This is a genomic window from Nitrococcus sp. (genome assembly GCF_059432795.1).
Genome location: NZ_JBXWZQ010000116.1, coordinates 25,065 through 44,295, shown reverse-complemented (window position 1 = coordinate 44,295; position 19,231 = coordinate 25,065). Strand labels below are relative to the sequence as shown.

At 62.6% G+C, this 19,231-nt stretch carries 23 protein-coding genes; 17 read left to right on the top strand and 6 right to left on the bottom strand.

The genetic code is table 11. The features are described from left to right. Nucleotides 1-44 precede the first annotated feature (44 nt). The 4 genes from AC52Q4_RS09015 to AC52Q4_RS09000 form a co-directional block, all read right to left on the bottom strand. Nucleotides 45-2,138 carry a methyl-accepting chemotaxis protein gene (locus AC52Q4_RS09015; protein ID WP_495536461.1) on the bottom strand — a complete coding sequence of 698 codons (2,094 nt, stop codon included), beginning with the start codon at nucleotides 2,136-2,138 and terminating at the stop codon, nucleotides 45-47. A gap of 99 nt (nucleotides 2,139-2,237) precedes the next feature. Further along, nucleotides 2,238-2,792: a chemotaxis protein CheW gene (locus AC52Q4_RS09010; protein ID WP_495536460.1), complete on the bottom strand. Its 555-nt coding sequence runs from the start codon at nucleotides 2,790-2,792 to the stop codon at nucleotides 2,238-2,240. Beyond that, nucleotides 2,785-3,168, bottom strand: coding sequence for a response regulator transcription factor (locus AC52Q4_RS09005; protein ID WP_495536459.1), 384 nt, complete (start codon nucleotides 3,166-3,168; stop codon nucleotides 2,785-2,787). The genes AC52Q4_RS09010 and AC52Q4_RS09005 overlap by 8 nt, the downstream gene beginning before the upstream one ends. Nucleotides 3,169-3,298: 130 nt before the next feature. Further along, nucleotides 3,299-3,658 carry a response regulator gene (locus AC52Q4_RS09000; protein WP_495536488.1) on the bottom strand — a complete coding sequence of 120 codons (360 nt, stop codon included), beginning with the start codon at nucleotides 3,656-3,658 and terminating at the stop codon, nucleotides 3,299-3,301. A gap of 251 nt (nucleotides 3,659-3,909) precedes the next feature. On the opposite strand from AC52Q4_RS09000, the gene gshA reads away from it, so the two are divergent. The 8 genes from gshA to AC52Q4_RS08960 are packed head-to-tail and all read left to right on the top strand — an operon-like array spanning nucleotide 3,910 to nucleotide 10,950. Further along, entirely contained in the window at nucleotides 3,910-5,220 is a 1,311-nt protein-coding gene (gshA, locus tag AC52Q4_RS08995) for a glutamate--cysteine ligase (RefSeq protein ID WP_495536458.1), read from the top strand. A 4-nt stretch (nucleotides 5,221-5,224) separates the two neighbouring features. Continuing rightward, nucleotides 5,225-6,187 (top strand): glutathione synthase, encoded by a 963-nt coding sequence (gene gshB, locus AC52Q4_RS08990; RefSeq protein WP_495536457.1) that lies wholly within the window; start codon nucleotides 5,225-5,227, stop codon nucleotides 6,185-6,187. Nucleotides 6,188-6,192: 5 nt separating this feature from the next. Next, nucleotides 6,193-7,131 (top strand): energy transducer TonB, encoded by a 939-nt coding sequence (locus tag AC52Q4_RS08985; RefSeq protein WP_495536456.1) that lies wholly within the window; start codon nucleotides 6,193-6,195, stop codon nucleotides 7,129-7,131. 50 nt (nucleotides 7,132-7,181) lie between these two features. Then, nucleotides 7,182-7,745 carry a YqgE/AlgH family protein gene (locus AC52Q4_RS08980; protein ID WP_495536455.1) on the top strand — a complete coding sequence of 188 codons (564 nt, stop codon included), beginning with the start codon at nucleotides 7,182-7,184 and terminating at the stop codon, nucleotides 7,743-7,745. Between the two features lie 13 nt (nucleotides 7,746-7,758). Beyond that, nucleotides 7,759-8,187 (top strand): Holliday junction resolvase RuvX, encoded by a 429-nt coding sequence (gene ruvX / locus AC52Q4_RS08975; protein ID WP_495536454.1) that lies wholly within the window; start codon nucleotides 7,759-7,761, stop codon nucleotides 8,185-8,187. Beyond that, complete coding sequence (gene pyrR, locus AC52Q4_RS08970) at nucleotides 8,187-8,699, top strand: bifunctional pyr operon transcriptional regulator/uracil phosphoribosyltransferase PyrR (protein WP_495536453.1); 513 nt, start codon at nucleotides 8,187-8,189, stop codon at nucleotides 8,697-8,699. The genes ruvX and pyrR overlap by 1 nt, the downstream gene beginning before the upstream one ends. Beyond that, on the top strand, nucleotides 8,696-9,664 hold the full coding sequence (locus AC52Q4_RS08965) for an aspartate carbamoyltransferase catalytic subunit (RefSeq protein WP_495536452.1): 969 nt from the start codon (nucleotides 8,696-8,698) through the stop codon (nucleotides 9,662-9,664). The genes pyrR and AC52Q4_RS08965 overlap by 4 nt, the downstream gene beginning before the upstream one ends. Further along, a complete protein-coding gene (locus tag AC52Q4_RS08960; protein WP_495536451.1) occupies nucleotides 9,661-10,950 on the top strand; it encodes a dihydroorotase in 1,290 nt (429 codons plus the stop codon). Before AC52Q4_RS08965 ends, AC52Q4_RS08960 begins: the two co-directional genes overlap by 4 nt. 68 nt (nucleotides 10,951-11,018) lie before the next feature. On the opposite strand, the gene AC52Q4_RS08955 is transcribed toward AC52Q4_RS08960, so the two are convergent. Together AC52Q4_RS08955 and AC52Q4_RS08950 are read right to left on the bottom strand one after the other, a co-directional pair. After that, entirely contained in the window at nucleotides 11,019-12,146 is a 1,128-nt protein-coding gene (locus AC52Q4_RS08955; protein ID WP_495536450.1) for a PilT/PilU family type 4a pilus ATPase, read from the bottom strand. 38 nt (nucleotides 12,147-12,184) lie between these two features. Beyond that, a complete protein-coding gene (locus AC52Q4_RS08950) occupies nucleotides 12,185-13,222 on the bottom strand; it encodes a type IV pilus twitching motility protein PilT (RefSeq protein WP_495536449.1) in 1,038 nt (345 codons plus the stop codon). A 547-nt stretch (nucleotides 13,223-13,769) separates the two neighbouring features. Here AC52Q4_RS08950 and proC point away from each other — a divergent pair. The 9 genes from proC to AC52Q4_RS08905 all read left to right on the top strand — a co-directional run bounded on the left by proC (nucleotide 13,770) and on the right by AC52Q4_RS08905 (nucleotide 19,098). After that, nucleotides 13,770-14,597 (top strand): pyrroline-5-carboxylate reductase, encoded by an 828-nt coding sequence (proC, locus tag AC52Q4_RS08945; protein ID WP_495536448.1) that lies wholly within the window; start codon nucleotides 13,770-13,772, stop codon nucleotides 14,595-14,597. After that, a complete protein-coding gene (locus tag AC52Q4_RS08940) occupies nucleotides 14,598-15,173 on the top strand; it encodes a YggT family protein (RefSeq protein WP_495536447.1) in 576 nt (191 codons plus the stop codon). Between the two features lie 21 nt (nucleotides 15,174-15,194). Then, a complete protein-coding gene (locus tag AC52Q4_RS08935; protein WP_495536446.1) occupies nucleotides 15,195-15,485 on the top strand; it encodes a DUF167 domain-containing protein in 291 nt (96 codons plus the stop codon). A 449-nt stretch (nucleotides 15,486-15,934) separates the two neighbouring features. Then, on the top strand, nucleotides 15,935-16,369 hold the full coding sequence (locus tag AC52Q4_RS08930; RefSeq protein ID WP_495536445.1) for a YybH family protein: 435 nt from the start codon (nucleotides 15,935-15,937) through the stop codon (nucleotides 16,367-16,369). 114 nt (nucleotides 16,370-16,483) lie between these two features. After that, nucleotides 16,484-17,053 carry a VOC family protein gene (locus tag AC52Q4_RS08925; protein WP_495536444.1) on the top strand — a complete coding sequence of 190 codons (570 nt, stop codon included), beginning with the start codon at nucleotides 16,484-16,486 and terminating at the stop codon, nucleotides 17,051-17,053. 147 nt (nucleotides 17,054-17,200) lie between these two features. Further along, entirely contained in the window at nucleotides 17,201-17,554 is a 354-nt protein-coding gene (locus AC52Q4_RS08920) for a DUF1428 domain-containing protein (protein WP_495536443.1), read from the top strand. Nucleotides 17,555-17,597: 43 nt separating this feature from the next. Further along, complete coding sequence (locus AC52Q4_RS08915; protein ID WP_495536442.1) at nucleotides 17,598-18,134, top strand: YciI family protein; 537 nt, start codon at nucleotides 17,598-17,600, stop codon at nucleotides 18,132-18,134. Between the two features lie 45 nt (nucleotides 18,135-18,179). Then, nucleotides 18,180-18,536 carry a YciI family protein gene (locus AC52Q4_RS08910; RefSeq protein WP_495536441.1) on the top strand — a complete coding sequence of 119 codons (357 nt, stop codon included), beginning with the start codon at nucleotides 18,180-18,182 and terminating at the stop codon, nucleotides 18,534-18,536. Between the two features lie 91 nt (nucleotides 18,537-18,627). Further along, nucleotides 18,628-19,098, top strand: a complete 471-nt coding sequence (locus AC52Q4_RS08905; RefSeq protein WP_495536440.1) for a VOC family protein — start codon at nucleotides 18,628-18,630, stop codon at nucleotides 19,096-19,098. Nucleotides 19,099-19,231: the final 133 nt, after the last annotated feature.

Sequence of the window (19,231 nt, the reverse complement as noted above, 5' to 3'; positions counted from 1 at the left end):
CTGGCCCTTTCGCCCCGATACGCGAGCTTCTCCGAGAGCGTCACTCAACCTTGCGCCTCACGCGGCTGAGGCAGCTTAAAGCCGGCCACGGACCCGCGCAGGTCGACGGCCAGGTCCGCCAAGTTACCGATCGAGGTCGCCGTCTCGTTGGTTCCTGCCGAGGTCTGAGAGGTAATCTCCTGAATGACATTCATCGAATCGGAGATGTTGCCGGCAACGTTGGCCTGTTGACGCGATGCCTCCGAGATGCTTCGGATCAGCCCAGCCAGGTGCTGAGAGACGCTTTCGATTTCGTGCAGCGCCACCCCGGCCTCCTCGGCTTGGCGGGCGCCGGCGACCACACCGGTGGTGCTCTCCTCCATGGAGATCGCCGCTTCATTGGTATCCGTCTGGATGGTTTTCACCAAGTTTTCTATCTGCTTGGTCGCATTGCCGGAGCGCTCGGCGAGCCGCTGGACCTCATCGGCGACCACGGCGAAACCGCGGCCCGATTCGCCGGCCATGGCGGCCTGAATCGAGGCGTTGAGCGCGAGGATATTGGTCTGATCAGCGATGTCGTTGATCAGCTCGACGATGTTGCCGATCTCCTGAGAGCTCTCACCCAATCGCTTTATCCGCTTGGAGGTCTCCTGGATCTGCTCGCGGATGCTATCCATCTGGGCGATGGTGCGCTTGACCGTGGCCGCGCCCTTGAGCGCAATGTCCACCGCCTGCTGCGCGACGCGGGAGGATTCCTCGGCATTGCGCGAGACCTGTTCGATTGATACCGCCATGTCGTTGACCGCCGTCGAGGCCCCGGTAATCTGGTGCGCCTGATGGTCGGAGGCCTCGGCGAGACGCATGGCGGTGGCCTGGGTATGTTGAGCGGCCGAGGAGACTTGACCGGAGATCTCGTTGATGGCGGACACCAAGCTGCGCAGCTCTTCGATCGCGTCGTTGAAAGCATCGCCGATGGCACCGGTGAATGCCTCTCCTACCGAGGCCTGCACTGTAAGGTCACCATCTCGCAGACCCTGGATTTCATCAAGGAGGACGACAATGGCCTCCTGCGACTTTTTACTCTGCTCATCGGCGCGCGCCCGAGCCGCCTCGGCCTCCCGCAGTTCCGCCTGCGTCAGGCGCCAGGAAATGACGCTGCGCGAGGCGAGCAGAATCAAAGCCAGCATACCGAAGACCGCGCCGTGCCAACTCTTGACCGGCCGCGCGTCCTCGAGATTGCGATAGATGCCAGCAAGCGTATTGGCGCGCTCGAGAAGCTTGTCGGAACCGACGGCGATCGCATCGGCAGCTTGGCTCACTTCAGCGAGGGCGGCGGCCCGCGCCGCGGCATTCCTTGCCCGCTGGGATAAATTCAGCCCCTGGGTCATCTCGGTATAAAGGTTGGCCAACTCGTTGAGATAGCCCCGCGCCGTGGCATCATCGACCGCGGAGATAGCGAGCTCTCTGGATCCCTCTAGCAACCCCTGCAAATGCTCGCCGAACTGCTCGGTCGCTTCCTCGAGTTGCGGGAACGTCTGCGCGCTGGCGATTCCACCCTGGCGCATCTCGCTGACGGCACGCCCCATGTGCTCGGCAGAGAGCGTCAGCTGGGAGGCGGAGTAAATCTGACGACGCTGCGAATTGATCTGTGTAAGCCGCTCGACCAGGTTGCGCGCGAGCTCTTCCAGGCGCGGCGCAGAGGAGCCAAAACGTTGCGCCGTCTCCTTCACACGGCTCGCGGCAGCAAGGACTGGATCGCGACGCTCAAGAACACTGTCGACTTCGCCGCGCATCTGCCGCCAACGCTGCACCACATCTTGCAACGCCTTTTGCGCCCGGCTCGAAGCCTCTCCCTCGCCCGCCGAGTCCTCGCTGGTCAGCGCGGCGATACTGGCTTCGATCTGGCCCCTCGCCTCCTGCAGCCGCCCGAAGGCCTCTGCACTTCCCTCGACGGCCTTGGCCGTGCTCTGGGCGATATGCTGCGATTGCACCCCAATCGCTTCGGCCCCTGACATGGACTCTCGGGCGAAGCTTTCGTAATAAACCACGTAGCCGAGCGCTGCGGTCATCAGCAAAGTCGCGACAATGCCCAGGACGGTGAGAACGGTTGCCGTCCTGCGCAGAGTCCTTGCCTGCCGTGGTTGTAGAGACGCCTTCATGTCTTTCCCCTCCGTGGAAGGCCCTGGCTCCGCGGTGCGGTCACGTTATGGCCAAATTCGTAATCAGTCGCCTTGACACAACCGGCTGCTGCGCCGGATTCAAGCCGCCACCTTGAGAAACTGCGGGTGATTCACCAGCCGCGCCGGGCTGAAAACCAGCCAATCGCTGCCCTCGCGCTGCAACACGCCATTCAAATACGGCGCCGCCGACTCCTTGCCGTCGTCGACAACGGGCCGCCATTGCTCCGGGAAGAGGAAGTGACACATCCCCAATACCTCATCGACCAACAAACCCGTGAAAACCAGCTGCCGTTCGACGACCAACACCCGTGAGAGCCGATTCAAAGCAATCGGCCCCTTACCGAGGTAGTTGTTGAGGTCCATGATCGGCAGGAGGTTGCCGCGCACATTGGCGACCCCGTGCACCCAACCTTTGGAATGAGGAACCCGCGCGACGCGGGGCGGATTGAGGATCTCGACAACCTCGCCGAGCGGCGCGACAAAACGCTGCCCGCCGAGGCGAAACCCCACACCGCGCCACTCATCCCGCCTTTCTTCTCTTCCCGGCACCTCGGCGCCATGCGCACGGGCCCTTCGCTCGAGCCCGAGGAGAAACTCAAAGGGGTGCGGGGATGCGCTCTGCGCGTCAGCCATCCGTACGACCTCGCCGTTTCAGCACGCTGCTGATTTTCTCCAGCAACTCGTCCTCGGTCACCGGTTTGACGATATAATCCAACGCGCCTTGGCGCTTGGCCCAAAGCTGGTCGGTGTCCTGGTCCTTGGTCGAGATCACCACGATGGGAATCGCGGCGGTTGCTGAGTCTTTGGAGAGCTTGCGTGTGGCCTGGAAACCATTCACTCCGGGCATTACGATGTCCATGAGGATCAAGTCCGGCTGCTCGGCACGTGCCTTGGTCATCCCCTGATCCCCGTCCATCGCGACACTGACCACAAAACCATGCTTTTGCAGCATGGTCTTGAGGACGTGCGTCTCCGTGGGCGAATCGTCCACAACGAGTATCCGGGTCATTCGCAGTTCTCCCTTTGCATAGGCGTTAAACACGTATTGGGTCCCACCTAGAGTCCTCCTGACAGTCGGGTCACCCAAAACGCCATCGCGTGACAGCGGCAGTCTCTGATCGGCGCAGCGGCGCCCACGCTCAAGCAGCCTTGTCTCGGTGGTGGCGTATCGCGGCCAGCAACTCCTCCCGAGTAAACGGTTTGGTCAAATACTGGTCGGAGCCGACGATGCGTCCGCGGGCCCGATCGAAAAGACCGTCCTTGCTGGAAAGCATGATCACTGGGGTGCTCTTGTAGATGCGGTTGTGCTTGATTAGCGCGCAGGTCTGATAGCCATCGAGCCGCGGCATCATGATGTCGATGAAAATGATGCTCGGATGGTGATCGGCGATTTTACCCAGCGCCTCGAAACCGTCCGTCGCTGTGATCACCTCGCAACCCTCCCGCTTGAGGAGGGACTCGGCCGTGCGTCGGATGGTCTTGCTGTCATCGATGACCATCACCTTGAGCCCAGCCAAATCGGGTTCGTTGATATCCTGGTCCACCCGCTGCCCCCTACCTCTTAGTCTGGCGCGACGGCGATCGCATGGTTGAAATTGCCCTATCAGCGCGTTTGCGCGACGAATCCGAGTTCAAGTAGCATCTGGCCACAGTCCACTTCAGCGGACCTCGATGCCCAATAATTGGCCCCGCGGCCAGGAGCGCGGCGCGCAAGTCGGCGCTGCGCTGAAGACCGCATACCGAGGCAAACATGGTAGCCACCCCCACACCGGCGGTCCCGCATCTCACCACTGCTCTAACCGGCCCGCTCCACCGAATCGAATCGTTGCTGCTCGCTAATCAGAGCACCATCGAGAGTTGGCTGCGCCGCCAATGGCACTGCACGCCGGCGCCATTCTATGGCTCGGTCGATCTGCGCAATGCCGGTTTCAAGCTGGCCCCAGTCGACACCAACCTCTTCCCGGCGGGCTTCAACAACCTCAATCCTGAATTCCAGCCCCTTTGCGTGCATGCCATCCAGTCCGCCATGGAGCGGATTTGCCCGACCGCGCAAAGCATACTGATCGTGCCCGAGAGCCATACCCGCAACCTGTTCTATCTGGAAAGCCTCGCCACGCTGCACGAGCTATTGGTCAACGCCGGCTACACTGTACGTATCGGCTCCTTGTTGCCCACCATTAGCGCAGCGACCTCTTTCGATCTGCCCAGCGGACGCCGTCTGATACTGGAACCCTTGGTGCGCACCGGCGCGCGGCTGGGGGTGGCGGGTTTCGAGCCGTGCCTCGTCCTGCTCAACAATGATCTCTCCGGCGGCCATCCGGCCGTGCTCGAGGATCTCGAGCAGACCCTGCTGCCACCGCTCGCTTTAGGCTGGACAAGACGGCGCAAAAGCGATCACTTCGATCATTATCGCCGCGTAGCAGAGGAATTCTGTGAACTGATCCATATTGATCCATGGCTGATTACACCGCTGCACCGCTATTGCGGGGAGATCAATTTCAAGCGGCGCGAGGGCGAGGAATGTCTGACGAACAACGTTCGTGCGCTGCTCGCGGAGATTGGCGCCAAATACGAGGCCAATGGCATCGACCGTCAGCCGTTTGTCGTGGTGAAGGCCGATTCCGGCACGTACGGCATGGGAATCATGACGGTACGTAACCTGGACGATATGCAGCAGCTCAACCGCAAGGAACGAAACCGTATGAGCGCCACCAAGGAAGGGCTCGCGGTCACCCGGGTACTGATTCAGGAGGGAGTCTACACCTCGGAGACATGGGGAGAAGATCAGGCGAGCGCCGAGCCGGTGGTCTATCTGATCGACCGCTATGTGGTCGGCGGCTTCTACCGCGTCCACTCCGCGCGGGCGCGGGATGAGAATCTGAACTCACCGGGCATGCGCTTCCAGTCTCTGGCCTTCGTGGAGAGCTGCATCAATCCGGATCGCTCCCGCGCGCCGGACGCCGAGCCCAACCGCTTCTATGCCTACGGGGTAATTGCTCGCCTGGCGCTGCTGGCCGCCGCTCGCGAGCAAGCCGATGCCGTCAGCGCAGGGAAGGCCTGAGTCAATGGTCACCCTGGGTGTCGTGATGGACCCCATCGGCTCCATCAAGCCCTACAAAGATACGACGCTCGCCATGCTTCTGGAGGCCGAGCGCCGCGGCTGGGCGATTCGCTACATGGAGCTCGGCGATCTCTCGCTGCGGGACGGGCAGGCCTGGGGCTGCAGCACCGCGTTGCGTGTCCGCGATGATCGTACCCGCTGGTACGAGGCCGGCGAGCGCGAGCGGCATCCGCTTGCCGAGCTGGACGTGATCCTCATGCGCAAGGATCCGCCCGTGAGCACTGAATACCTCTATGCGACCTATATCCTGGAGGCGGCGGAGCGTGCCGGGACGTTGGTGGTCAATCGCCCGCAGGCACTGCGGGATGCACAGGAAAAGCTCTTCGCCACGCAATTTCCACAGTGCTGCGCACCCGCTCTGGTGAGCATGGCGGCTGATGAACTTCGCCGTTTCATCCGAGAGCAAGGCAAGGTGGTTCTCAAACCGTTGCACGGCATGGGCGGTGAGGCGGTATTCGTGCTCGAGCAGGGCGATCCGAATACCAGCGTGATCATCGAGACGCTCAGCGGGCAGGGCACGCGTCAGGTCATGGCCCAGCGCTATATCGAGGAGATCCAAGCCGGCGACAAGCGCATTCTCCTCGTAGCGGGCGAGCCTATTTCTTATGCGCTCGCGCGAATTCCCGCCCAAGGCGAGACCCGCGGCAACATCGCCGCCGGCGCGCGCACCGAAGGCGTGGCACTCAGCGCGCGTGATCGGTGGATCTGCGAGCAGGTGGCACCCGCCTTGCGCGATCGCGGACTGCTGTTTGTGGGCATTGACGTCATCGGTGACTACCTCACCGAAATCAACGTCACCAGCCCGACCTGCGTACGCGAGCTCGACGCCGTCTATGGCATCAATATCTGCGGCAAGCTCTTCGATGTGATCGAGCGGCATCTCCAGGGCGGTCGATCGGATGTGTGAATTGGGTGGCGAAGGCAATCCATTGGGCTGTGATACGCTACGCGCTCGCACAAGCTGACCCGCAAGAGCGCATCGTTCAGCAGGCAAATAGGGATGATCCAGCCATGACCGACGGCGCGGCCCTCTCCGGCTACCATACGCGCCTGACAATTATTTTTTTGCTCTCGCTGGCCGTGCACGTGGTGGTCCTCCTCGCACTCGGTTTTTCCTGGCGGGTCGGGCATACGCACCGCATACCGCCTCCCATCGAGGTCACCCTCGCTCAACGGCCTCAGGAAACACCTCCGCAGCAGTTCGATTACCTGGCTCAGGCCAATCAAAACGGCGGCGGCGAAAGCCGGACCAAGCCGACAGCGCCTCAGCACCCGCCGAAAGCGCCGACACCGCCACCGTCGGCGCCCGAATCACCGCCCAAACCGAAACCGTCCGCCGAACCGCAAAAACCGGCGCCCGTGAAGACCGTCAAGCCTCCGCCCTCACCCAAGACGAGCTCATACCCGGCGATGGCGGACATCGTGGATACCAGCGCTCGTGTGGCGGCCCGCCGGGAGCTCTCACACATCATGCAAAGCGTCAGCGCCGACTACCCGAGCGAGCAGCGAATCGATGCGCGGACCCATTCCCATGCCGCGGCGGAATACATGCGCCAGTGGGTCGAGAAGGTCGAGCGCATCGGAAACCTCAATTACCCGCGCGAGGCGCGGAGGCGGCGCCTGTCGGGGCGTCTGATTTTGGAGGTCGCATTACGCCCGGACGGCAGCGTGTATTCGGTCAACGTGCTGGTACCCTCACCGTTCCACGTTCTCAACGAGGCGGCAGAGCGTATCGTGAAACTGGCAGAACCCTACGCGAGGATCCCCAAGGCAGTCCTTCAGGGCCGCGATCTCCTGGTTATTACGCGCAGCTGGGAGTTTGACGAGGCAAGCCACTTCAACCCGCAGTGACTCGGCTCAAGCGCTTGTAAGAAACGGGGGGACTGGCGGATACTCATACCATGGAGAAGCACAGCGATCTGACCAATCATTTCCTGATCGCGATGCCGACACTCGCGGACCCGAACTTCGCCCAGACGGTCGCGTACATTTGCGAGCATAATGCCGACGGGGCGCTGGGCATCGTTATCAACCGTCCCTCGGATCTGACGCTCGCCGAGCTGTTCGCCCATATGGGGTTTGGCGACGTTGCGAGCACGATCGGTCAGCGCCCGGTTTATGTGGGCGGGCCGGTGCAACGCGAACGAGGCTTTGTGCTGCACTCACCGCACGGCAACTGGGATTCCTCACTGCGAGTCTCCGAGGACGTCACCATCACCACCTCCCGCGATATTCTGGAGGCGCTGGCGCGGGGCGAGGGACCGCACCAATACCTGGTTGCCCTTGGTTACGCCGGATGGAGCACCGGTCAACTGGAACGTGAAATGGCGCAGAATGCCTGGTTAAGCGGCCCGCCCGACCCCGCCATCATTTTCGAGCGAAACGGCCACGAGCGTTGGCAGGCGGCCGCCCGCTTGCTGGGGGTGGATCTGACCCTGCTCTCTTCGGATACCGGGCATGCCTGACTGGCGATAGTCGGTGCGTGCACAGACCTACTTGGGCTTCGACTACGGCTGGCACCGCTTGGGCATCGCGGTCGGGGAGAATGTCACCGCAGGCGCGCGCCCCATCGCCACCTTTCGCTGCCGGCAAGGGCAGCCGGATTGGGGGGCATTGCTAGAGCTCATCACCGCTTGGCACCCTACCGCACTGGTGGTGGGCATTCCCCGCCATGCCGACGGTTCGGCATCGAAGACCACGCTGCAGGCCATCGCCTTCGCCAAGCGCTTGGAGCAACGTAGCGGATTGCCCGTCCACCAAGTGGACGAAAGACTGTCCTCGCACGAGGCGCGAGCGCGGCTGCAAGCCGCCGGGCAGCGGAACCGAGGCGGCTCCGCCAAGGCACTCATCGATGGTCTGGCCGCGCAAATCATCCTGGAAACCTGGCTCAGCGAGAACAAGCCGTAATGAACACGCTGCCCGAGGTGAACGATCTGCTCGCGCCGATGAGCGAGAAGCTCAGTGCGCTCGTCGAGCAACAGGCTCCGCAGCGCCCGGTTGCCATGATCGGCATTCACACCGGCGGAGCCTGGCTCGCCGAACGCCTCCATGCGAGGCTGGCCCTCGCGACTCCGCTCGGTGCGCTCAATATCCATTTCCACCGCGACGACTACGGCCGCATCGGCATGCATCCGCGCGTGCAACCCTCCCATCTGCCCTTTGAGGTCGACGGCTGTGTGATCATTCTGGTCGATGACGTACTCTACAGCGGCCGTACCGTGCGCGCAGCGCTCAACGAAATTTTCGACTACGGGCGGCCGGCTGCGGTACGTTTGGCCGTACTCGTGGACCGCGGGGCCCGCGAGCTTCCCATTGCCGCGGACGTCGTGGGCACGCGAGTCGATTTGCAACCGGGCGAACAGATCAAGCTGACGGGGCCCTCGCCGCTCACGCTCAGTATCAAACGGGAACACTCATGACCACGCAGCTCGGCGCAGAGGGGCGACTGCGGCACTTCCTGACCACGGAGGGCATGCCCCGCCCGATATTGCTGCAGATCCTCGACACAGCGGAGTCCTTTGCCGGTGTGATCGACAAATCGGTCAAGAAGGTGCCGCTGCTGCGCGGACGCACGGTGATCAATCTGTTCTTCGAGGCGAGCACACGGACCCGACTCACCTTTGAGCTCGCCGCCAAACGGCTCTCCGCCGATGTGCTCAACGTGAACGTGGCCACCACGACGGTGAAGGGCGAGAGCCTGCTCGACATGCTGCGTAATCTCGAGGCGATGCAGTCCGATATGTTCGTAGTCCGTCACGCCGAGAGCGGCACCGCCGATTACGTGGCGCGTCACGTCGGCGAGAAGGTCAGCGTGTTGAACGCCGGCGACGGTCGCCACGCCCATCCCACTCAGGCCATGCTGGATGCCTTCACCATTCGCCGTTGCAAGGGCGAGTTCGAGCCTCTCGTGATCGCGATCGTGGGCGATGTGATGCACTCTCGTGTCGCGCGCTCGCAAATTCACGCCCTCAGTGGGCTCGGCGTCGGAGAAATACGCGTAATCGCGCCGCGCACGCTCCTGCCTCGCGATATCGAAAGCCTGGGCGTGCGGGTTTTTTACGATATGGAGGCCGGCCTGCAGGATGCTGATGTCGTCATGATGCTGCGCCTCCAGCGCGAACGTATGCAGGGCGCACTATTGCCGAGCGAGCCCGAATACTTCCGACTTTACGGACTGACCGAAGATAAGCTCAGCGTTGCCAAACCGGACGCCATCGTCATGCACCCCGGGCCCATCAACCGGGGCGTGGAGATCGACTCGCGCGTCGCCGAGGGACCGCGTTCGGTCATCCTCGAACAGGTCGCTAATGGCATCGCGGTGCGTATGGCCGTCATGGCCATGAGCCTGGGGGCCTATCGGGAAATTCCTCGGGAGCCGACATGAGCCGTATCCGTATCCACGGCGGCCGCGTGATCGACCCGGATTCCGGCCACGACGGCCCGGCCGAGGTGCTTGTCGCCGACGGGCGGATTCTCGCCGTCGGCGAGCCGCCGGCCAATCTCACGGTGGACCTGGAAATCGACGCCACGGGGCAAATCGTCTGTCCCGGCTTGATCGACCTTGCCACGCGTCTGGGGGAACCGGGCGCCGAACATAAGGCAACCATCGCAAGCGAGACCCGCGCCGGCGCGGCCGGCGGCATTACGACCCTGGCTTGCCTGCCCGATACCAACCCGGTGATGGACTCCCCATCGGTCGTTGAGCTGATGCACCGCCGGGCGGAGGACGCCGCCAGCGCCCGCGTCGCGCCCCTGGGTGCGCTGACCCTCGGCCTCGGCGGCGAGCGCCTCAGCGAAATGGTCGCGCTGCATCAGGCCGGCTGCGCCGCCATGACCGACGCCGGTCACCCGGTACGCGATACGCTCGTGCTGCAGCGGGCGCTCGAGTACGCGGCAACGTTCGATATCCCCGTGCTGCTCACGCCCGCCGATGCCTGGCTCTCCCGGGCGGGCTATCTGCATGACGGGATCGTGGCCACTCGGCTCGGCATACCGGGAATCCCGGCCGCCGCCGAGGTGGCGGAACTCGGTCGCAGCCTCGCTCTGGTAGCCGACATACAAGGCCGGACCCATTTCGGCCGGCTCTCATCCCGTCACGGCGTAGAGCTGATCGCGCGCGCTCAGAGCAACGGTTTGCCGGTGACGGCGGACGTTGCGATTCATCAGCTCTTCCTCACGGAGACCGACTGCGCGGAGTTCGATGCGCGCTTTCATCTGCAGCCACCGCTGCGCGGCATCGTCGATCGCAAGGCGCTTCGCAATGCACTGATCGAGGGGACGATCGGCGTCATCTGCTCGGATCACCAGCCGCACGATCCGGATGCCAAAGACGGGCCTTTCACCAGCACGGCCTCCGGTGCGTGCGGCCTCGACACGCTGCTCTCGCTGCTGCTGCGGCTGGTGGAGGAGGAGGTCTTCAGCCTCTGCCAGGGCCTGGCTTGCGTGACCATCAACCCGGCACGGGCACTGGGCCTGGAGAGTGGACGGCTCGCGCCGGGGGCACCGGCCGATATCTGCGTTTTCGATCCCGACGCAGTGTGGTGGTGCATGCCGGAGACCCTGCGCAGTCGCGCCAAAAACTCCCCTTTTCTCGGCTGGGAGCTTCCGGGCCGGGTAAGCTACACGCTGGTCAACGGACGTGTGGTCCACTGCCGCGATGCACCACCGTAGCCCCCGGCAGCCGGTCGAGCCGACCCCCATGCGTGGCTTGCGCAAGACCGAAGGTGCCCGACCGGCACTTAAACGTCGTCGTCGCTCAGCAAGCGCATGCCCCGCGTCGATTGATCCATCTTTGCCCGGCTGCTGCTCTCGGCGAGTTTCGCCATCAAACGCACCTCGTTGGCGGAATCTGCGTAGCGCAGCGCATCCTCGTAGCTGATATGTCCCTCGCTATAAAGCTCGTAGAGATGCTGATCGAAGGTTTGCATGCCTTGCTCGCGAGAGCGTTTCATAATCTCCTTGAGCTCATGGACCTCGCCTTGCGCAATCTTGTCTGAGACAAGCGGCGTGCCAATGAGCACCTCGACGGCCGGCACGCGCCCTCTACCGTCGGGCGTCGGCACCAACTGCTGCGCGATCACCCCCTTGAGGTTGAGCGAGAGATCGGTAAACAGCTGCCGATGGCGGTCTGCCGGGAAGAAGTTGATCATTCGGTCCATCGCCTGATTGGCGTTGTTGGCGTGCAGCGTCGCCAGACACAGATGACCGGTCTCGGCGAAGGCGATCGCATAATCCATCGTCTCACGGGTGCGGATCTCGCCGATGAGGATGACATCCGGTGCCTGACGTAATGTGTTCTTCAGCGCCACCTCGAACGAGGCCGTATCCATACCGACCTCGCGCTGCGTGACGATGCAGCTACCGTGCTGATGCATGTACTCGATCGGATCTTCTATGGTTACGATATGACCCGTGCTGTTTTCGTTGCGATAGCCGATCATCGAGGCGAGCGAGGTGGACTTGCCGGTGCCGGTGGCACCGACGAACATGATCATGCCGCGCTTGGTCATGGCGAGCTCACGCAATATCGGCGGCAGGCGCAGCTCCTCTATGGTGGGAATCCGTGTCTCGATCCGCCGGAGAACCATGCCGGCATTGCTGCGCTGATAAAAGGCGCTGACACGAAAGCGGCCGAGCCCCTTGGCGCTCAGCGCAAAATTGCATTCCCGAGTCTCCTCGAACTCGGCACGCTGACGTTCGGTCATTACCGATAACACGAGCTGGCGTGCCTGTTCGGCGTTCAGCGCCGTCTTGATTACGGGCATGATTCGCCCCGCAACCTTCATGCTGGGCGCCACACCCGCCGTGATGAAAAGATCCGAGCCCTTCTTATCCACCATCAGCTCGAGCAGAGCATTGAAATCCATGGCTTTACCTCTGCCCACTCACCGGGCAAGCAAATCATTCAGGCGAAGATATCCTTGCTGACTGCCTTGGACCGTGCATCCTGCTTGCTCACCAAGTTTTTGCGTACCAGCTGCTGCAAGCATTGATCCAGCGTTTGCATGCCGGCTGCCTGGCCGGTCTGGATGGCCGAATACATCTGCGCGATCTTATCCTCGCGGACCAGGTTACGGATTGCCGGAGTTCCGATCATGATCTCGTGGGCCGCGATTCGACCGCCGCCGATTTTCTTCAGCAGCGACTGCGATATCACGGCGCGCAAGGACTCGGAGAGCATCGAACGCACCATTGACTTCTCCGCCGCTGGGAAGACATCGATGATCCGGTCGATGGTCTTGGCCGCGGAGCTCGTATGCAGGGTTCCGAAGACGAGATGTCCGGTCTCCGCCGCGGTCAGCGCCAGGCGGATGGTTTCCAGATCGCGAAGCTCGCCCACCAGGATCACGTCCGGGTCCTCACGCAGCGCAGAGCGCAACGCCTCGTTGAAACCGAGCGTATCCCGGTGCACCTCGCGCTGATTGACCAGGCATTTCTTAGAGTCGTGCACGAACTCGATGGGGTCTTCGATCGTCAGAATATGTTCATGATAATTGTCGTTCTTATAGTCGATCATCGCCGCCAGAGTAGTCGATTTACCCGAGCCCGTCGGCCCCGTGACCAAGACCAGGCCGCGTGGATTATCGGCGATGGACTTGAAGATATCCGGCGCCCCGAGCTCCTCGAGCGTGAGCACATTGGAAGGAATGGTGCGGAAGACGGCCCCGGCACCCCGGTTGTGATTGAAGGCGTTGATGCGGAAGCGGGCAAGACCCTTGATCTGAAAGGAGAAATCCGTTTCCCAGAATTCTTCGAAATCCTTCCTCTGGCGGTCGCTCATGATGTCGTAGATCAGGCGATGAACTTCCCTGTGTTCCATCGCCGGAAGATTGATGCGACGCACATCGCCATCCACGCGTATCATGGGCGGCAGCCCCGCGGAAATATGCAGATCGGAGGCATTGTTCTTGACAGAAAAGGCGAGCAGGTCAGCGATATCCACGTCGGGGCCCTCTCCCAATGGACAGTTTCAATGAGTGCAAGATATCTGCGGCGCCGCGCCTGGCAAATGAATAACCGCCATCACCATTAACCTTGGTGCCTGGAGCGGGTGGGACAGCAACCGCCGCGCGGCGGATCACTGCCGTTTCACCGCAAATCGCCTTGCGCAGGACCAAAACTCTTGGCGGCGCCCAGCCACCGCGCGGAACGCCTCGGCGCAACTCTCATCGCCTTGCGGATCAGCGTTCCAGGGGTGTGCCGACTCGTCCGCCCATGAGATCTCATTGCTCCACTGCACGCCGCAAACTACAACAGAGACGGCGACAGATAACTTTGATTGACTTCACAGTGTTGATCGACTCGGCGAATCGCTTGGCCACACGGCCGGGAGGCTTTTCCGCGCGTAGCAGGATGTCTCGCACGACGGCGGCGGCTCGCCTGCTTTGTATCGCCGAGCGCGTGAGCTGGCGCTGCATCCATCGCGGGGGCGGGTTGGTACAATCACTACATTGTCTGATAACGACCGAGCATGGGTCTCAGGAGGCATGATGTCCGAGCAGAGAGTCACTTTCATCGGGGGCGGCAACATGGCGTGTAGCCTGATCGGCGGGCTCATTGCTGACGGATACCCGGCCGATCGTTTGCACATCGCCGATCCCGACGCGGCCAGCCGCATGGACTTGGCCAAGCGTTTCCGCGTCCACGTCCACGAGGACAACCGGCAGGCCGTCCTACACGCGAGCGCCGTCGTGTTCGCCGTCAAACCGCAGATGATCAAATCCGTCCTGGAGCCGCTCGGCCCCCTCTTGCGCGAGCAACAAAGCCTGGTAATCTCCGTCGCCGCGGGTGTACGTGAACCGGACATCAGCCGTTGGCTAGGCGGCCACATCCCGGTGGTCCGGACCATGCCCAATACACCCGCGCTGGTGCGCGCCGGAGCGACTGCGCTGTTCGCCAATGCGCATGTCTCGCAGGAACAAAGGGACTTTGCCGAATCCCTGCTGCGCGCGGTGGGCATCACTCAGTGGCTGAACGAGGAGGCGCTGTTGGATGTTGTCACGGCGTTATCCGGCAGCGGCCCGGCGTACTTTTTCTTGTTGATGGAGATCCTCGAGTCCGCGGCTGCCGAACTCGGTCTCCCCAGGCAGACGGCGCGCCTGCTGACGTTGGAAACGGCCCTCGGAGCGGCACGAATGGCGCTGGAGAGCGATGAGGACCCTGGGCGTCTGCGTCAACGCGTAACCTCCGCCGGCGGCACGACGGAGGCGGCAACGCGCGTTCTGGAAAACGGTGGCGTGCCGGAGCTTTTCAGGCGCGCCTTGCAGGCGGCTACGAACCGTGCCGGTGAGTTGGGGCGGCTTCTAGGAGAGCAGTAAATGCCGAGTAGCTACGTATCGAACCCGATCGCTTTTTTGATTGACACCCTCTTCAGCCTCTACATCCTGGTAGTGATGCTGCGCTTTCTACTGCAGTGGGTCCGCGCCGACTTCTACAATCCCATCTCGCAATTCCTGGTCCGCATTACCCAACCGGTCTTGAAGCCTCTGCGCCGAACCATCCCGGGCTTCGCCGGGATCGATCTGTCCAGCGTGGTGCTGATGGTGGTCCTGCAAATGGTCTCGCTCGCCTTGATCATGGCCCTCTACGGTGTCACGCCCAAGTTCTTGTATCTGGTGGTCCGCACCCCCGCCGAGCTGATCAGCATGCTGCTCAATCTCTATCTGGTGGCGATCATCGTTCAGGCATTGCTCTCGTGGGTTCAGCCCGACGCCTATCATCCCGCCATGACCCTGCTCTACAGCCTGACCGAGCCGGTGCTCAGACCGTTTCGTCAGGTCGTCCCGGTAATCGGCGGCATCGATCTCTCTCCCCTGGCCGCTTTGATCACGATACAAGTCCTCAAGATGCTGATTCTGCCGCCGCTCAACCAGCTCGCTCCACCTTATTTCTAGAGTCCTTTGACGCTTACATCGATGGTCGGTTGGCACTGGCAAGGCACCGATCTGATCCTGGCCGTACGCGTACAGCCCCGCGCCGCGCGAGACGAGCTCAAAGTGGAAGCGGATGGGCGACTGCGGCTACGGATCACGGCCCCGCCGGTGGGCGGCAAGGCCAATGAACACTTACGGGTGTTCCTTGGCCGCGCTTTCGGTGTCACTCGCTCCCAGGTAAATGTGGCGGGCGGCAAGAGGAGCCGCAACAAACGCATCGTGGTTCACGGTGCAGATCCCGAAAAAGTACTGGCAATGGGCTTGATTGACTGAGAGCGTCACGGCCACAAGCCGGCGGACACGCAGTTCGCTCAAACGGGGCCTATGTCTGTCAACACGCCCGTTTCACCGCGGCGCATCTCGCTCGCGGCCCGCAGCGTCTGCCAATCCATGGTAGGCCGCACCGTACACGTGTCCGAGAAGGCGTTTTCGGCGTCCGCGCTCGGAGCGCAGGCGCAGTCCGCAACCACGCCGAGCCGATCGCCACGGGCTCGTCTGCCGGCGGAACCGACACCGAGCCTTGCGCAACCATCGCCTGCGGCGCAACCGCACGGGTATTCCGTGACCCATTTCGCCGCATGACCCCACTCAGGCAATCCGTCCTTGGATTCTCCGTTCATCGTCGATTGGTGTGCCCTGCAAACGACGTACTATTTTGTCGCTGTCATTCTCGGCCGGCCGCCCAAGCGGCCATGGGCGAACCTGGTTTGAAGGAGATCGAAATGACCGAAGAGGAAACGCAGATTCGCGCCCTGGTCAATGACATCGTGCGCGCGATCCGCAACAAGGATGCGACCGCCGTGATTGCTCTGCTTGCCGACGATGCCGTTATTTTCGAGCTCACGCCTCCGCTGCGGCTGGGGCCGCGCGAGAGCCGCGATCCCGGCGGGCTGCAGGAATGGTTCGGCAGCTGGAAGACGCCGATCATCGTCCAGTCCCATGATCTGCACGTGGCGGTCGGCAAAGAAATCGCCTATGCCTACGGTCTGCAGCACATGAGCGGGGTCAAGAATAACGGCCGGGAGGTCGATCTCTGGTACCGCGCGAGCGCTTGTTTTCGTCGAGACAATGGCCACTGGCGCATCACCCACATGCACAATTCCGTGCCTTTCGCAATGGATGGCAGCGAGATGGCATTGCTCGATCTGCGCCCATAAAGCAGAGACTGACGGGGCCAACCGTCGATCCGATGGGCAATACCGCCGGGTCCGCCGTACGAAACGCGCCGATATGCCGCGTGACGGGCAGGCGATTTTCTATCCGGAGGCATTATGCGAAAGATCACGCCATTTCTGTGGTTCGACGGTCAGGCCGAGCAAGCCGCGGAGTTCTACGTCTCGGTGTTTCCGAATTCGCGTATCACCCGGGTGCTTCGTTATAGCGAGGCCGGCAGCGAACGCCACGGCCACCCCCCGGGCACGGTGATGACCGTGGCGTTCGAGCTCGACGGTCAGAGGTTTACCGCGCTGAATGGTGGGCCGATGTTCAAGTTCACCGAGGCGGTGTCCTTCGTCGTGGACTGTGCAACGCAGGACGAGGTCGATTATTACTGGGAGCGCCTGGGCGAAGGCGGCGATCCGGCAGCGCAGCAATGCGGCTGGCTGAAGGACCGCTACGGCCTCTCCTGGCAGATCGTGCCGAGACGGCTGCTCGAGCTGCTATCCGATCCGAATCCGGATACCGCCGGCCGCGTGATGCAGGCCATGATGCCGATGCAAAAAATCGACATCGCCGCACTGGAGCGCGCGGCGGGCGGATCGCGGATCGATGGCATGAGGATAAACGCGGGGAATTTCTCCGCCGTCACCGCCCCGCTCGCCATCACCGCACCCGCGAGGTGACCTGGGCCACCGTCCGGCCCGGCGGCTCGCTCATGAATCGAGCTGAATGGCCACGGGACGAAAAAAACCCGAAGCGGTTGTCGATTCGCGCCGACGTCGTTCGTCGTAGGAATATCCCACCTGTACAGGCAAATGAGGAGAGAACGGATGCCTTACGTCGACGGAATCGTTGCTGCGGTGCCTATTGAAAACAAAGCCCAATTTATCGATCACGCCGAGCAAGCGGCGGCTGTGTTCAAGGAATATGGCGCGTTGCAGGTGGTCGAGTGCTGGGGAGACGACGTACCCGAAGGTAGGGTGACCTCGTTTCCGATGGCGGTGAGGTGCGAGCCGAACGAAACCGTGGTTTTCGGCTGGATCACTTGGCCATCACGCGAAATCAGGAATCAAGGCATGGAGAAAATCATGTCCGACCCGCGGATGCAGCCCGAGTCCAACCCCATGCCATTTGACGGCAAACGTCTGATCTATGGCGGTTTTGAAGTCATCGTCGAGCGATGAGCGCCCGCCCGAGAGGCCGCGGCCATCGAGTGGGCTCAGACGAATGGGCAGACTCGAGCACGGCACCGGCCTCAATGGTCGATTCACGGCCTCGTCAGCCGTGGCCACACTCAAGCCGGGCATCGCGCCCGGCCGCTTCGAGGAAAAACGCATGCGGTACATGATCATCGTCAAGGCGACCAAAGACTCGGAGGCCGGTGTCATGCCGGGCAGGGCGCTGCTGGCCCAAATGGCCGACTATCATGAGGCACTGGCCAAAGCCGGCGTATTGCTCGACGGCTCCGGGCTTAAGCCCAGCGCGACCGGTTGGCGGGTGCGCTATGCGGGCGGGGAGCGCACTGTCATCGACGGCCCATTCATGGAATCCAAGGAGCTCATTGCCGGCTATACGCTCATTCAGGTCAACAGCCGCGAAGAGGCGGTGGAATGGGTGCGACGCTTTCCGAATCCGGCGGTGGACGGTGGCGAGGCCGAGATCGAGGTCCGTCAATTGTTTGAGCTCGAGGACTTCGGCGAATCAGAGGCAGTGGATCGCTTCAAGTCGCTCGGCGTGGGCAGCGAGCCCTCGCCCCGAGGGTGAAACGGTTGCCTGTGCAGATCCAAACTACTACAAGGGAGGCAGCCGATGAACTACCTGCTCATGATCGTCGAGGAGCGTGATCAGCGCGAGTCCCGCAGCGAAGACGAGGGCCGGGCGCTGTATGACGAAATGGTCCGCTTCGGGGAAGACCTCACCGCGCGCGGCCAGCTTTTGGCCAGTAGCTCGTTGCGACCCGACAAACACAGCGTAAGACTGCAACAGCGCGACGGCAGCCCGGTAGTGCGCGATGGTCCCTTCGCCGAATCAAAGGAAATGGTCGGGGGTTTCTTCCTGATCGAATGCGCCGACCGGGAGGAGGCCATCGCGATCGCCGGACAGTGTCCGGCGGCACGTTTCGCGAGTGTCGAAGTGCGGGAATGCGCCCCCTGCTATGTAAACTGAAGCTTTCCCGGCACGACTCAACTCGCCGGTGCGGTCCACGCGCGGCCAGCGGGGCTTGCCACCACAATCGCTGGAAGGATAGGAGAGTTCCATGAACGCCAAGGTCAAGGCGATCCCGCTGGGGATGCACAGCCTCACCCCGCATCTCGTTTGTCGTGACGCAAACGCGGCAATGGATTTTTACATCAGTGCCTTCGGAGCCACCGAGGGCGGGCGTGTGCAGGCGGCCGACGGCAAGCTCATGCACGGGCACCTGCGCATCGGTGATTCGGCGCTGATGCTGGTCGACGAGAATCCGGACTGGGGCCTGCTGAGCCCGCTCGCGCTGAACGCCTCGCCAGTCACCGTGCACCTGTACGTGGACGATGTCGACGCCGCGATCGCGCAGGCCGTGGCGGCCGGCGCCCGGGTCACCCTGCCGGTCGAGGACATGTTCTGGGGCGATCGCTACGGCAAGCTCGTCGACCCCTTCGGCCATGAGTGGTCGGTGGCCACCCACATTCGCGACGTCGGCTCGGAAGAGATCCAGGCGGCCGCCAGGACCTCCCACCTGGCGAGTTGAGGAAACTCCCATGGCCGGGCGATTCTTGGTCGATCGGACGGCTCTGCGGGCCGCGCTCGCCTCTGCGACTCGAGCCGGACCTCGCTTCGATGCGCAGATCAACCTCGCCGCGGCCACCGGCTGCATGGTCGCC

Bases quoted from the DNA above. Each gene is read 5' to 3' on its own strand.
- AC52Q4_RS09000 (WP_495536488.1), bottom strand. From the start codon at position 3,658: ATGGTCATCGATGACAGCAAGACCATCCGACGCACGGCCGAGTCCCTC.
- AC52Q4_RS08925 (WP_495536444.1), top strand. From the start codon at position 16,484: ATGCGAAAGATCACGCCATTTCTGTGGTTCGACGGTCAGGCCGAGCAA.
- AC52Q4_RS08960 (WP_495536451.1), top strand. From the start codon at position 9,661: ATGAGCCGTATCCGTATCCACGGCGGCCGCGTGATCGACCCGGATTCC.
- AC52Q4_RS08930 (WP_495536445.1), top strand. From the start codon at position 15,935: ATGACCGAAGAGGAAACGCAGATTCGCGCCCTGGTCAATGACATCGTG.
- AC52Q4_RS08935 (WP_495536446.1), top strand. From the start codon at position 15,195: ATGGTCGGTTGGCACTGGCAAGGCACCGATCTGATCCTGGCCGTACGC.
- AC52Q4_RS08955 (WP_495536450.1), bottom strand. From the start codon at position 12,146: ATGGATTTCAATGCTCTGCTCGAGCTGATGGTGGATAAGAAGGGCTCG.
- AC52Q4_RS09005 (WP_495536459.1), bottom strand. From the start codon at position 3,168: ATGACCCGGATACTCGTTGTGGACGATTCGCCCACGGAGACGCACGTC.
- gshB (WP_495536457.1), top strand. From the start codon at position 5,225: ATGGTCACCCTGGGTGTCGTGATGGACCCCATCGGCTCCATCAAGCCC.
- AC52Q4_RS08965 (WP_495536452.1), top strand. From the start codon at position 8,696: ATGACCACGCAGCTCGGCGCAGAGGGGCGACTGCGGCACTTCCTGACC.
- proC (WP_495536448.1), top strand. From the start codon at position 13,770: ATGTCCGAGCAGAGAGTCACTTTCATCGGGGGCGGCAACATGGCGTGT.
- gshA (WP_495536458.1), top strand. From the start codon at position 3,910: ATGGTAGCCACCCCCACACCGGCGGTCCCGCATCTCACCACTGCTCTA.
- AC52Q4_RS08910 (WP_495536441.1), top strand. From the start codon at position 18,180: ATGAACTACCTGCTCATGATCGTCGAGGAGCGTGATCAGCGCGAGTCC.
- AC52Q4_RS08980 (WP_495536455.1), top strand. From the start codon at position 7,182: ATGGAGAAGCACAGCGATCTGACCAATCATTTCCTGATCGCGATGCCG.
- pyrR (WP_495536453.1), top strand. From the start codon at position 8,187: ATGAACACGCTGCCCGAGGTGAACGATCTGCTCGCGCCGATGAGCGAG.
- AC52Q4_RS09010 (WP_495536460.1), bottom strand. From the start codon at position 2,792: ATGGCTGACGCGCAGAGCGCATCCCCGCACCCCTTTGAGTTTCTCCTC.
- AC52Q4_RS08940 (WP_495536447.1), top strand. From the start codon at position 14,598: ATGCCGAGTAGCTACGTATCGAACCCGATCGCTTTTTTGATTGACACC.
- AC52Q4_RS09015 (WP_495536461.1), bottom strand. From the start codon at position 2,138: ATGAAGGCGTCTCTACAACCACGGCAGGCAAGGACTCTGCGCAGGACG.
- AC52Q4_RS08920 (WP_495536443.1), top strand. From the start codon at position 17,201: ATGCCTTACGTCGACGGAATCGTTGCTGCGGTGCCTATTGAAAACAAA.
- AC52Q4_RS08905 (WP_495536440.1), top strand. From the start codon at position 18,628: ATGAACGCCAAGGTCAAGGCGATCCCGCTGGGGATGCACAGCCTCACC.
- AC52Q4_RS08915 (WP_495536442.1), top strand. From the start codon at position 17,598: ATGGGCAGACTCGAGCACGGCACCGGCCTCAATGGTCGATTCACGGCC.